At 57.5% G+C, this 12,763-nt stretch carries 11 protein-coding genes and 1 tRNA gene; 8 read left to right on the forward strand and 4 right to left on the reverse strand.

The window, feature by feature from the left end:
• Window positions 1-67: 67 nt before the first annotated feature.
• Entirely contained in the window at window positions 68-1,801 is a 1,734-nt protein-coding gene (locus ACOZ42_RS05745; RefSeq protein WP_426345649.1) for a methyl-accepting chemotaxis protein, read from the reverse strand.
• Between the two features lie 408 nt (window positions 1,802-2,209).
• On the opposite strand from ACOZ42_RS05745, the gene ACOZ42_RS05750 reads away from it, so the two are divergent.
• From ACOZ42_RS05750 to ACOZ42_RS05760, 3 genes are all read left to right on the forward strand, one after another.
• Window positions 2,210-3,154 (forward strand): NUDIX hydrolase, encoded by a 945-nt coding sequence (locus ACOZ42_RS05750; protein WP_426345650.1) that lies wholly within the window; start codon window positions 2,210-2,212, stop codon window positions 3,152-3,154.
• 95 nt (window positions 3,155-3,249) lie between these two features.
• Window positions 3,250-4,149: a carboxylating nicotinate-nucleotide diphosphorylase gene (nadC, locus tag ACOZ42_RS05755; RefSeq protein ID WP_131071456.1), complete on the forward strand. Its 900-nt coding sequence runs from the start codon at window positions 3,250-3,252 to the stop codon at window positions 4,147-4,149.
• 20 nt (window positions 4,150-4,169) lie between these two features.
• Entirely contained in the window at window positions 4,170-5,189 is a 1,020-nt protein-coding gene (locus ACOZ42_RS05760; RefSeq protein ID WP_059317950.1) for a tripartite tricarboxylate transporter substrate binding protein, read from the forward strand.
• 199 nt (window positions 5,190-5,388) lie between these two features.
• On the opposite strand, the gene ACOZ42_RS05765 is transcribed toward ACOZ42_RS05760, so the two are convergent.
• Together ACOZ42_RS05765 and ACOZ42_RS05770 are read right to left on the reverse strand one after the other, a co-directional pair.
• Entirely contained in the window at window positions 5,389-5,661 is a 273-nt protein-coding gene (locus ACOZ42_RS05765) for a hypothetical protein (protein ID WP_003804572.1), read from the reverse strand.
• Between the two features lie 163 nt (window positions 5,662-5,824).
• Window positions 5,825-7,228, reverse strand: coding sequence for a GntP family permease (locus tag ACOZ42_RS05770; protein WP_426345651.1), 1,404 nt, complete (start codon window positions 7,226-7,228; stop codon window positions 5,825-5,827).
• A gap of 322 nt (window positions 7,229-7,550) precedes the next feature.
• Between ACOZ42_RS05770 and ACOZ42_RS05775 the strand changes: the two genes are divergently transcribed.
• Window positions 7,551-7,627, forward strand: a tRNA-Met gene (locus ACOZ42_RS05775).
• A gap of 1,311 nt (window positions 7,628-8,938) precedes the next feature.
• Here the strand turns inward: ACOZ42_RS05775 and ACOZ42_RS05780 are convergent.
• Window positions 8,939-9,643 (reverse strand): SDR family oxidoreductase, encoded by a 705-nt coding sequence (locus ACOZ42_RS05780; protein ID WP_426345652.1) that lies wholly within the window; start codon window positions 9,641-9,643, stop codon window positions 8,939-8,941.
• Between the two features lie 104 nt (window positions 9,644-9,747).
• Here ACOZ42_RS05780 and ACOZ42_RS05785 point away from each other — a divergent pair, with 104 nt between their 5' ends.
• The 4 genes from ACOZ42_RS05785 to ACOZ42_RS05800 all read left to right on the forward strand — a co-directional run bounded on the left by ACOZ42_RS05785 (window position 9,748) and on the right by ACOZ42_RS05800 (window position 12,740).
• Entirely contained in the window at window positions 9,748-10,641 is an 894-nt protein-coding gene (locus tag ACOZ42_RS05785; protein WP_059317880.1) for a LysR substrate-binding domain-containing protein, read from the forward strand.
• Window positions 10,642-10,788: 147 nt separating this feature from the next.
• Window positions 10,789-11,133 carry a zinc ribbon domain-containing protein YjdM gene (locus ACOZ42_RS05790; RefSeq protein WP_003804559.1) on the forward strand — a complete coding sequence of 115 codons (345 nt, stop codon included), beginning with the start codon at window positions 10,789-10,791 and terminating at the stop codon, window positions 11,131-11,133.
• Window positions 11,134-11,313: 180 nt separating this feature from the next.
• Window positions 11,314-11,808 (forward strand): RNA polymerase sigma factor, encoded by a 495-nt coding sequence (locus tag ACOZ42_RS05795; RefSeq protein ID WP_131071460.1) that lies wholly within the window; start codon window positions 11,314-11,316, stop codon window positions 11,806-11,808.
• Window positions 11,805-12,740 carry a FecR family protein gene (locus ACOZ42_RS05800; RefSeq protein ID WP_426345653.1) on the forward strand — a complete coding sequence of 312 codons (936 nt, stop codon included), beginning with the start codon at window positions 11,805-11,807 and terminating at the stop codon, window positions 12,738-12,740. The genes ACOZ42_RS05795 and ACOZ42_RS05800 overlap by 4 nt, the downstream gene beginning before the upstream one ends.
• The last annotated feature ends 23 nt before the right edge of the window (window positions 12,741-12,763 follow it).

Below are 12,763 nucleotides of genomic sequence, written 5' to 3' on the forward strand. Positions count from 1 at the left end.
AAATGTTTTGTCTAGCTGTCAGTAGTGTCAGGATCGGCAAGGGGGCTGCCGATCCTGAAGGGCCTGCTTAGCGACGAATCGCTTCCAGTCTGGCGTTCGCCGTTTTGGCGCTGTGAGCCTGGAAGGCCGGTGTGTTCTGGTAGGACAGCACCTGCACGGTAGAGGCTTGACTCAACTGAGCCAGGGCCGCCGGGGCACCCTGGGCCGATTCCACCGAGCCCGTATTCAAAGCCTTGATTGCATCGGCCAGCTCGGACGCTTCCGAGGCCAGATCGCTCATGGTATTGCCCAGATCCTGCACCAGGGCGGCGTTTTGCTGGGTGACACCATCCATTTTGGCCATGGCCTCATTGATCTGGTCCAGGCCACTGGCCTGCTCGATCGAGGCGGTCGAGATTTCGCCAATGATGTCCGTGACACGTTTGACCGAATCGACGACCTCGCCCATGGTGGCGCCGGCGCGGGCCGCCTGTTCGGCCCCGATGGCCATGCGGCTGACAGAGGCGTCGATCAGGTTCTTGATTTCTCCGGCAGCTTGCGAGCTCTTTTGAGCCAGGCTACGTACTTCACCGGCCACGACCGCAAACCCGCGTCCCGCTTCGCCGGCGCGAGCCGATTCCACCGCTGCGTTCAACGCCAGGATATTGGTCTGAAAGGCAATGCCTTCAATAACAGTGACGATATCGCCAATGCGACGTGAACTGTCGTGAATGCCTTGCATGGTTTGCACCACTTCGTTCACCACAGCGCCGCCACGTTGGGCAATCTGCATACTGGCATCGGCCAGTTGGCTGGCTTGATTGGCATTGTCGGCGTTCTGGCGCACCGTCACGGTCAGCTCTTCCATGCTGGCGGCGGTTTCCTGCAAGGAGGCGGCCTGATCTTCAGTGCGGGAGGCCAGATTGGTATTGTTCACCTCTAGGATGCGGGCGGCATGAATCGAGGCGTCAATTCCCGCTCGGGCATCGCTGGCAATGCCCACCAGACTTTTGCGCATCAGGTCCAGGCAGAAGTAGAGCTGACCAATTTCCGAATTGCTTTCGCTGGAGCTGACATCAATGTCCAGTTGCAGATTGCCGGTGGCAATTTGCTGGGCGATCAGCGAGGCCTGATCCAGGGGGCGGATGACGCGCTGGGCAATCAGCCAGCCGTAGCCCATCATGACCGCACTGGCCAGACACAAGCCACCGGTCAGCCACAGGCCCGAGCCTTGGGGAACCCCTCCCGTCAGGGCGAAGTACAGCGCAGTTCCGGTGGTGGCCAGTGCCAGTGTGCCCATACGGAACAGGCTGGCCCGCAGGGAGTTGCTGAATGGGCGGCGCAACTGGCTCAAGGCCTTTCGCCAGCCGGTCGGCACAGCACGACCTTCATGCAAGCGCACGCCGTGGGCACGTCCCTCATTGATGGCGATGTACAGGCGCTCAGCCTCGTCAATCTGTTCCTGGCTGGGTTTGACCCGGACCGAGGCATAGCCGGCTACCGTGCCATTTTCATAAATGGGCACCGCCATGGCGTAGACCCAGTAAAAGCCACCATCCTTGCGTCGGTTCTTGACCACCCCCATCCAGGGGCGCTTGTTTTGCAAGGTGTCCCAGAAATCCTGAAACGCCTCGGGCGGCATGTCGGGGTGGCGGACAAGATTGTGCGCCTTGCCGATCAGCTCTTCCCGGGTGAAGCCGCTGATGGCGATAAAGGCCGCGTTCGCGTAGGTGATCCGTCCTTTCAGATCGGTTTTTGAAATAAGGTACTGATCGGCCCGGACGCGAACCTCGTCCTGGGTAATGGGGAAATTCTTACGCATTCATCATCCTGGAGGGGAGCAACAAAGGGGACGCGAGGGGCCGTCAAGCCCGCAGGGGCCATGCAAAAAAAGCAAAGGTTTCTACGCCCGGTTACTGACTGCTCTGAACTGTCAGAAACCTTCTATTTTTGCGAATGGCGGAGCAGAACAAAGCGTGAAACTGTTGACTGATCCGGCCTTTGACTGAGCGCTTGCTTGTCATTTATGGCAAACACATACAGTTCAAACGCTTAACGGCTGCCAAACAAAATTCTTTAGGCTTAGATGTTCATGGATCATAATTTGATCATCTGAAAATAATGTACGGACTGTATTGCGTGGCGTACGTGCTCGCTCCGGGGTGGGGGCGGCTCAGGGCTCGCTTATAATCGGCCACACGCGCATGGGCGAGATTCAGAAGGAGAATATGTGATCGATACGCAGGAACCTGTAGTCAGCGCTGAGCTGGTCGCTGTGTTAGTCGCTGTCAGCGACGGCGAGCCCCGTGTCTTGACCACGGATGGCGGGCAGGCCTTGCCCGCCGGGCCGTTTCAACATACGCATCGCTCTTTGCAAACGGGGCTGCGCGATTGGGTGGAAACGCAAACCCATCACCCGGTAGGGTATGTGGAGCAGCTTTATACCTTTGCAGATCGCGATCGTTTTGACGCTCAGGGAACGCGTATCGTGTCAGTCAGCTATGTGGGGCTGACGCGGGAAGTGGGTCAGCCGGATGTGGCTCAGGTGATCTGGCAGGATTGTTATCGTTACTTTCCGTGGGAGGACTGGCGTGAGGGTACTCCTTCGATCATTCAGCAGACCATCGTGCCGGCCTTGTTGACGTGGTGCGAGCAGGACGAGTCCTTGCGTGCATTACGACGTCAGCGCGTCAATTACAGCTTTGGGCTGGAGGGCGCCATCTGGAACGAAGATTTTGTCTTGCAGCGCTACGAGCTGCTGTACGAAGCGGACCTGTTACCCGAATCCTGTCGCCGTCGTCAGCAGGAGCAGCAAGCGCAGGGCAAGCAGGATGCCTTGGGACTGGGCATGCGCCACGACCATCGCCGGATTCTGGCTACGGGTCTGGCGCGCCTGCGCGCCAAAATCAAATATCGCCCCGTGGTGTTTGAGCTGATGCCCCCGGAGTTCACCTTGCTGCAATTGCAGCAGGCGGTCGAAGCGCTGGCTGGCCGTGGCCTGCACAAGCAGAATTTCCGCCGCTTGATTGAGCAGCAGGCATTGGTCGAGGAAACCGGCGCGATGAGCATGGGCGGCTCGGGGCGGCCTGCCAAGCTGTTCCGCTTTCGGGGTGACGTGTTGTTTGAGCGGGCTATCTCGGGTAGCAAGTTGCCCTTGGCGAAACAGGCGCGTTAAAAACCGGGCCTATGGCTTGACAGTGCTTATGCTCAGGAATAGCATAAATGCACCGTGCCATTAGGCCTTATTTTTTAGCGATTTAAATACTCATAATGAGCATAATTAATGCCCCTGCGCCGGCAGCGCAAGCTGCGCAGACACGCGCGCACCGTATTCCTTCCCTGCCCGACGTGATGCTTGAGCCTCTGGTGCGCGCCACCTTGCAGGAAGATCTGGGTCGTGCGGGTGATCTGACAACGGACGCCATTGTGCCTGCCGACTCTCGTACGCAAATGCGCCTGGTAGCCCGCGAACAAGGCGTGTTGGCTGGTCTGGATCTGGCTCGTCTGGCGTTTACCTTGCTGGACCCTACGCTGCGCTTTGAGGCCCAGCTTCAAGATGGGGATGACCTGATGCCGGGTGCCCAGATCGCCGTCATCAGTGGCTCGGCCCGCTCCATGCTGACGGCAGAGCGTAGCGCATTGAATTTTCTGGGGCATTTAAGTGGCGTGGCATCGGCAACGGCCTCCATCGCCCGGGCCATTGCGCCTTACGGCACCCAGGTTACCTGCACCCGCAAAACCATGCCCGGCCTGCGCGCAGTGCAGAAATATGCGGTGCGCGTGGGCGGTGGCAGCAACCATCGCTTTGGTCTGGATGATGCGGTGCTGATCAAAGACAACCACATCGCTGTGGCCGGGGGCGTGAAAGCGGCCGTGGAAGCGGCTCGCGCCTATATCGGCCATCTGGTGTGCATCGAGGTGGAAGTCGATACCCTGGAGCAGCTCGATGAAGTGCTGGAGCTAGGGGTGGACAGCATTCTTTTGGACAATATGGATATTGCGACCTTAAGCGAGGCTGTGGCCCGCGTTGGTGGCCGCGCCAAGACCGAAGCCTCGGGTCGTATCACGCCCGAGACCGCGGTGGAAATTGCCCGCTGTGGCGTGGATCGGATCGCGGTGGGTTGGATTACACACAGCGCCCGTGTGCTCGATATTGGTCTGGATGCTTGAGTAACAAGGTGCTGGCGGTCATGGCGGGTTTTCAGGTGAGCAAGCGGGTGGCAGCGGCCGCCTTGCTGGGGGTGGTGGCGTGGGGCGCAAGCCCTTTGACGGGGCGGGCCAGCGAGGTAGCAGTCGCCCAGACTGCAAAGTATCCCCTCAGACCCATTACCGTGATCGTGACCTTTCCGCCGGGTGGGGGAACCGATTTGCTGGCTCGCAAGTTGGGCCCCCGTCTGGAAAAAGCCCTGGGCCAGCCGGTCATCATCGACAATCGGCCCGGGGCCAGTGGCAATATTGGTGCGCGTGCCGTGGCTTATGCCCGTGCCGATGGGCATACCTTGCTGATGGCCAACAGTTCCTTTGCCATCAATCCAGGTGTGTTCCGCAACCTGGGTTTCAAGCCTAAAGAAGACTTCGCACCCATTGCCAATATAGGCTTTGTGCCCTCCGTCATTGTGACCGGGAGCGGCTCGGATATTCAGAGTCTGCAGCAAGTCCTGCTGCAGCAGTCCGAACCGGCGTTGGCCTATGCGTCATGTGGCAATGGCACCCCGCAGCACCTGGCCGGAGAAATGCTCTACGATCTGCGTGGTGCGGCCTTATTGCATATCCCTTACCGAGGCTGCGGCCCGGCCTTGAACGATGTGGTCGCCGGGCAGGTGCCGATTGGCATCGTCACCTTGTCCAGCGCAGCTACCTTGATCGAATCCGGACATCTGCGCGCTCTGGCGGTCACCTCTGCCCAGCGCAGTCCGGTACTGCCTGATGTGCCGACGGTGGCTGAAGTGAGCAAGACAGGGTTTGAACTGGATCAGTGGCATGGCTTGCTGGCTCCTTCCCACACCCCCGAACCCATCATCACTACGCTGAATCGTGTCGTGCAAAAAGCCTTGACGGACCCCGCCCTGCAGGCGGAATTGCTGGCATTGGGTTATACGCCGCAAGAAGGAAACGAGTCTGCCCGGCCCAGCGGCTTCAAGGCCATGATCTGGAACGATATCGACCGGTTCGGGGCCCTGTCGTCCAAAATAGGCTTGCAGGTGGATTGATGCGGCAGCGGTGTGGCCTTGAGTGCGAGGCCGTTTTTTCAGGTGCGGATCGCCCCTTGCCCGCGCATGCACGCAGAGTCAGAATCAGGCAGCCGTTTCAGGCTGCCTGGCTGAGGCTAAACATCGTCGGGGCACAGAAAGAGGGCTCGAGCAGCGTGTCAGCGACGTAGGCGGAACGCGGAAAACGGCCTGCAGGTGGTTAAAAGAAGCTGTCTTCCTCAGGCGTTTCAGGAACAGGCTGGGTGGCAAACCAGTGTTTCTCCAACAGCAGCGTATGCGTCAAACCGTCCTTGCTGCAGTGAGAGTCAATCTCGATCTGGCCGCGCTGGCTGCCACCTTCATTGAAGTTGTCGGCCTCGACTTCGGCAGCGGCCATATACGCCTGTAGGTTCAGCTCAGGCTGACCACGATCCAGCACAAACTGACGAATGGCTTCCGCGCCTAACTCATTGAGGGTATAGGTGTAGTTCATGGCGTGCTCCTGATTATGGCTAATGATAATACGGGCCCCTACGCGTGAATCCTAGCATGCTCAGTCTCAACAACGGATAGCAAAGCGTTACCGGTTTTGGATAAAAAAACAGCGATGTGCGAGGGGCACACCGCTGTGGACAAGGCCATTTTAGGCAGACGGTTTAAAAGCTGCCAAAAATCGTACCCAGCGTAATCACGGTGATCAGCGCCACAATAGGGGCTGCCATCGTCACCATGGCGATATTGCCGTAGGACTGGCGGTGGTTCAGCTTGCAGATGGACAGCAAGGTGATGATGGCACCGCAATGGGGCAAGGTGTCCAGGCCACCTGCGGCCATCACGGCGACACGGTGCAGCAGTTCGGGGCTGATGCCGGCTTGTTGAGCCATGGCCAGATAGTCCGGGCCCAGGGTCTGCAAGGCAATGCTCAAGCCGCCCGAGGATGAGCCGGTAATACCGGCCAGCGTGGTCATGGCGACTGCCTCGGAAATCAGTGGATTGCCCGGTGCCACGTTCAGTACAAAGTCCCGAATAATCGCAAAGCCTGCCAGGCTGGCAATGACCGCACCGTAACCAACTTCAGAGGCGGTATTGAACAAGGGCAGCATAAAACCGAATACCCCTTTGTTGATGCTTTCGCGCAGGTTTCTCCAATGCCCCAGACGGCTGATGATCAAGACCAGAATGGCCGTGATCAACGCAATAATCAGCGCCCACAGACCGGTAATTTTGGCCGGGTCCAGCTGAGGGAAGCGCTCGGCCATGAACCCGAAGTTTGTGTCGGGGAAAATGCCATAGGTGAACAGGGCATTGACGCCGATCACCAGAATCAAAGGTAGCAAAGCCAGGAAGATGGGCATGGGTTTCTCACCTTCCGTGCTATCGGGGGTGCTGGCGTCGAACTTATCCTGCCCATGATCCCCGTAGGTCTCGCCTTGGGCAATGGCCTTGCGAGCCCGTGACTGCAGCCACCACAAGCCACCGAAGGCCATGATCAAGGCACCAATAATTCCCAGTCCGGGCGCTGCAAACACGTTGGTGCCGTAGTAAGGGATAGGTATGGCGTTCTGGATGGCGGGCGTGCCGGGCAGGGCGGTCATGGTAAAGGTAAAGGAGCCCAGGGCAATGGAGGCAGGAATCAGACGCTTGGGAATGCCCGCGGCACGAAACAGATCCTTGGCAATGGGATAGATAGCAAAGGCCACGACAAACAAGGACACGCCGCCATAGGTCAGCACAGCACACACCATCACAATAGTGGCAATCGCGTGGCGATGCCCCAGCTTATGGGTGATCCACTTGGCAATGGCCTGCGCCGCTCCGGAGTCCGCCATCAACTGACCAAACAGGGCGCCCAGCAAGAAGATGGGCAGGAACTGCAGCACATAGCCGCTCAGTGCGCTCATGAAGGTGGAGGTATAGATGGGCAGCAAAAACCCGGAATCCCCCGAAAGCAGCACGGCCAAAGCGGCCATCAAGGGAGCCAGCAACAGAACCGTCACCCCCCGATAAGCAAAAAACATCAGCAGTAAAAGCGAGACAACGATAGCAAGCGTACTGGCCATAAACAAAGTTCCTGTGCAAGGTCCGGATCACGGACGTCAATAAATGAGGTGGGGTCGAACGCCAAGCAGGCAGTGTAGCAACAGGCAATGACAAAACGGCTTGATAGCGCGCAAGACGGGGACCGGGCCCCAAAGACGGAGTTGCATCGGGTTTCTTACATCTTGTTTCTTGATGATGAGAACGGGCTAGGGTTACGAGAAATGGGTAAAGCTAGTAAATACAAGGGCTTAGCGGTTTTATGGGTGGAAGACATCAAAAAAAGTAAAAAATTTCGAGAGAAGTGCTTGCTAAAAGACGAAACCTTGCTATAATTTCTTCTTCGGCGCATTAGCTCAGCAGGTTAGAGCGACGGAATCATAATCCGCAGGTCCCCTGTTCGAATCAGGGATGCGCCACCAAAATTTAAGCGGCTCACAGCAATGTGAGCCGCTTTTTCTTTGTTCCGCCGTTTTGGTCGTGCTGCGCGCAATCTATTTGGTAGGGCTTATCTTGCCGCCGCCACGGTTTTGGACCTAGTGCGCCATTCTGCTTGCCGACTAGTGCCCAGGCTGATGCTGTGTCTGGTGGATGTGGCCGATACTCTTTGCTTGGTCTGTGTCCGCTTTGGCGGGTAAGTCACGGTGTTGCAATTTGCTGTTCGGGGCGCTGGCAGCGTCGCGTGCTCTGACAAATCTAACGCTTAAGCTACCGTCCCTAATGGATGACCACTCGCGTCAGCGATGAGCGGGAGACTCGTGGTCTTGGGGTTGTCCGTATTGCTCATTCGATTACATGTGCAGATGCGATGCGGCTGTGTTGCACTGCGTATTTCATCGCTGTAGTTATGTCTCTTTCTGGGTCAAAGAATGAGCAGGGAAGGCTGCCCCTTTGAGAAACGGCTCTCGCCGTGTGGGACGTATGGTTTTAGTGGCCCGCCCAGCAGTGGCCTTGTTGTGGGGTAGGCATGGGTGCTTGCCTGGGTGTCTGCTCGGGGCCTATTCGAGCCGGTTTGCTCAATCCCTGCTATGCTCAACTTGGCTGAGGGCTTGTTCGTGATGATTTGACCCATCAGTTGTGCCTTTATACCTTAAGGCACTGCCGAATATCCTCTTGTCTGTTTCCTGTTGCCACGCATAAACCGGGCACATGGGAAACAAGTGCGAATTTAATCAAACTGGAGAGAGAGACATGGGTACTAAAATTGTGACTGAAGCTGATCGTAAGCGTACTCCGGCCCCCGCCGCTCCCAAGGGTGTCACCCTTAGCACAAAGTGCCGGGGTCAACGTGTTAGTCAGGAGCGTGGTGCGCATACTCGCAACAAGAAAAATCCTGGCAAGCGCGCACTAATGTCCTGGGGGGCGTCACTGGTGTTCTTATGCCTTCTTGGTGATGCCACTGGCCCCAGTTTTTTACGCTTGTCCGCCCGCTGTTCCAGACGACGCTATAGTGCGGCAAGGTGAATCAGTAATGCGGCATTCAGATAAAGAAAACGGCCACCCAGCAAGGGTGGCCGTTTTTTTTGGTGTTCAAACCGTCGGTGATGGACTCTGGGCTCATAGAGTTTGGGTGGTGCGGAGAGAGGGCGATTAGCTCTGTTTTTTGCCGCACAGTGTCTGGCCCCTAATTCCTCAATGCCAATGCGCATGGCCTTTCCTGCTGCGCATGAGCGCCTTTCTTGTCAGGATAAGCCCTCTATAAGACGGGTCCAGTGGGCTGCACGGCTTGCGGTTTACACCGAACGTGTCAGCCCTCCATCCACTTTGATGTTCTGACCCGTAATGTAAGCGGCGCCGTCTGACAGCAGGAACGCAATGGTCGCCGCAATTTCCTCGGCCTTGCCATAGCGCCCCATCGGTACGCTGTCGCGCCGCTCGTCGGTCGCTGGCAGGCTATCAATCCAGCCAGGCAGCACGTTGTTCATGCGCACATTTTGGGCTGCATAGCTATCCGCAAAAATCTTGGTGAAGCTTGCCAATCCGGCGCGGAATACCGCCGAAGTGGGGAACATTTCCGCAGGCTCAAACGCCCAGGCGGTCGAGATGTTCACGATAGCGCCGCCGCCTTGCGCTGCCATGATGGGGGCCACCAGTCGGGCGGGGCGCACAGCATTCAAGAAGTAGACGTCCATGCCTGTGTGCCAGTCTTCGTCGCTGATGTCCAGGATGGGGCCGCGTGGGCCGTGCCCGGCCGAGCTGACCAGTGCGTCAATGCGTCCCCATCGGTGCATGGCCATGTCGACCAGTCGTTTCAAGTCCTCGTTGCACTGGTTGGATCCCGTCAGTCCGATGCCGCCTAGTTCCTTGGCCAGTGCCTCCCCTTTGCCGGATGAGGACAGGATGGCGACCTGATAGCCATCTTGAGCCAGTCGACGTGCGGCCGCGGCCCCCATGCCGGATCCCCCAGCGCTGATAAGAGCAACTTTTTCTATAGTCATATAAGGCTCCTTGTTAAGTGATTAACGTTATTATTTCAGTCTGATGGGAAAAAATCAGGCGTTAAATAAACGTCTTAGACTGTAGAAAAACTATTGCCTATACCATGAGCTCCTCACGTCGTTCCCTGCCTTCCTTAAATGCCTTGCGCGCCTTCGAAGTGTCGGGGCGCAGGCTCAGTTTCCGAGCAGCGGCTCAGGAGCTGGGGGTGACGCAGGGGGCGGTGGCGCAGCAAGTCAGGGCCTTGGAAGAGCATTTAGGTGTGGTGTTGTTTCAACGTCGGCCGCGTGGACTGCACTTGACGGGGCGGGGGGCGGCGTATCTGGCCGATGTCACCCGTGCTTTTGATACGCTAAGCGAGGCGACAGGGCGTTTACTAACGCGCCCGGATACCGTCACCATCAGTGTCACGCCCACCGTTGCGGCCAAGCTATTGATTCCACGGCTGGGAGATTTGCAAACTCTGCTGCCGGATGTGGAGTTGCGCACCGTGGCAACGGAAGCCTTGTCGGATTTTGAACGCGACCAGGTCGATATTGCGGTGCGTCTGACTCGTCCTCCCTTTGCGGCGGATCTAGAGGCACAGTTGTTGTTTCGTCAAGATGTGGTCGCGGTAGCCAGCCCTGGACTGGTAGGGAATGCCGCACTGCCTTTGTCCATGGAGCAGTTGCATGCCTTGCCGCTGTTGCATGATGCGCAGAATCATTGGGCTGCTTTCTTGAAAACCCCTAGAAAACTGCCCGGTGCGGTGTTCAATCAGACCACTCTGGCACTGGATGCCGCATTAGCCGGCCAAGGGGTGGCATTGGCTTGCAAGGCGTTTGTAGCCAGGGATCTGGCGGCCGGCCGTTTGGTGCAGGTGGCGCATGCGGGGACCGTGGGCGCGGACTTTTATTTGCTGCGCAAGCGTTCGACCCCCGCCCGAAAGTCGGTCGAGGCGGTATGGGGCTGGTGTTTGCATAGGCTATTAATTGACTTGCCTGACGCGCCGCTCATTTGAGGTTCTTGGCCGGACTGTGCCTTGGCGACGAGGCTGGCGCAGTATCGCGCTGGTCTTGCGTGGGGTGTTTTTGGTGTTCCTGATGCGAGGGGCTACACTGGCCGCACTTCTGGTGCGGTAGCACCCAGCTTTTTACAGGAAAAATATATGAGCACACCGCTTCCCTGTCCTCAGTGCACCTTGGAAAATACTTACCATGACACCGAGCAATGGGTCTGTGCCGATTGTGGCTATGAATGGCAAGATAATCATCAAACGACGGATGCTGAAACGGACGAGGACGAGCTGATTGTCAAAGACAGCAACGGCAATGTGCTGCTTGCGGGCGACGATGTGATTCTGATCCGGGATTTGAAGGTCAAAGGTTCCAATACCCTGAAAAAGGGTGCCAAGGCCAAAGGCATTCGTCTGGTTCGAGGTGACCATGAGGTCGATTGCAAAATTGATGGCATCAGCTACTTGCTGAAAGCCATGTATTTGAAGAAAGCCTGAGCATTCAGGCTGGGTTTCGCCAGGCGCCGCATTGTAATGCGGCGCTTTTTTTTATGCCTGATCGCCAAGGGAGTGACAGCGATCAGCACATTCAAGGAGTTCTGACAGCGGTAAATCAGATGCCTGGCGTGTATATAATAATGAGAATGATTATTGATTATATAAATTGATCGCCTTTTCATGTCCAAGCTGACGGCGGCCTTTCTGGCCCATTATCCGGATCTGATCCGCTATTTGCGCAGGCGCACGCATTGTCCTGAACTGGCACAGGACTGCGCGCATGACACCTGGTTGCGCTTGCTGGAAAAGGGCAAGCAGGTGCAGGCCGATAACCATCGCGCGTATGTATTCAAAGTGGCGGCCAATATCGCTGCAGACTGGTATCGACGCCATACGCGTGAGCAGCGTGCTGTCGACGGGTACGCTTTGAGCATTGCCCATCACCATGCCCCTGATACCTATGAGGAAGTGCTGGCCAAAGAGATCTTGCAGCGTTTAGAGCACGCTTTGATGGCCCAATCCCCCCGCAGCGTGCGTATCTTCATGATGCATCGTTGCGAGGAGCTGAGTTATGCCCAGATTGCCCAAAAGCTGGGTGTCTCCGAAAGTACGATTGAGAAGCATATGATGCGCATCTTGCTGGTGGCCCATCATGTTCTGATGACGACGGCATGAGCGCGCTGCCTGATCCGACCTGGAGCCCAGTCGATGAGGACGCGGCCCGTTGGGTATTGCGCAACGCCCAGGGCAGGCTGCCGCCAGGGGGCAGGGCCGAGTTTGAGGCCTGGTACGCGGCCGATCCCTTGCACGCGCGAACCTACGATGCCCTGGCGGCAAGTTGGCGACGACTGGGGCAGTTGAGGGTGTTGCCGGTCGCGCGCAAGAGAGGCAAGCCTGGTTTCAAGGCCTTGTTGGGGGCCTGTGCAATGGTGGCTGCGTCTTTGCTTGCCTGGCAAACCTGGCAGCAACACGGAACGATCAGCAGCGGGATAGCGTTGACCCGGCTGACTTTGCCAGATGGTTCCTTAGCGATTCTGGACGCGCACACGCGTGTACGTTTGCACTTTGAAAAGGGGCAGCGACACGTTCAGCTGGAGGCGGGCCGGGCCTTTTTCCAGGTAGTGCCGAGCAATGACAAGACAGGTCCCTTTACGGTGGTGGCGGGCCCGGCGCAGGCGACGGCCTTGGGTACACAGTATGAGGTCAGTCTGAACGGCCAGCTCAGCCGCGTTGCGGTTTACGAACACACGGTACGTGTGCAGTGCCACGTTTGCGACACCGCCCAAGCTGTGATCCTGCAGTCCGGTGAGCGTGCCACCGTGACCGGCAGACGGCTGCAGACGCTGAGTTCACCGCCGGGAGAGGCGGACACAGCCCCGGCCTGGACACGCGGCTTGCTCAGTGTTGATGATATGAGTGTGCATGAGTTGGCCCGTCAGTTGGGCCAGTACACGAAGCGCCTTATCTGGGTGGTGAATGAGCGGGCAGGTTCCACCCGTGTGTCCGGGGTGGTGCGAGCTGCTCAACCTGCCGCCGCCTTGAGTCTGTTGCTTGCCGGCAGTGACGTGAGTATCAGGGAATTGCCGGGAGTCATAGTTATTTACTAATGATAGTTATTATCAATTAAAAA

Origin of the sequence: Alcaligenes sp. HNGD-HTN06 (genome assembly GCF_049932565.1) — a bacterium.
Taxonomy (GTDB): domain Bacteria; phylum Pseudomonadota; class Gammaproteobacteria; order Burkholderiales; family Burkholderiaceae_B; genus Alcaligenes; species Alcaligenes ammonioxydans.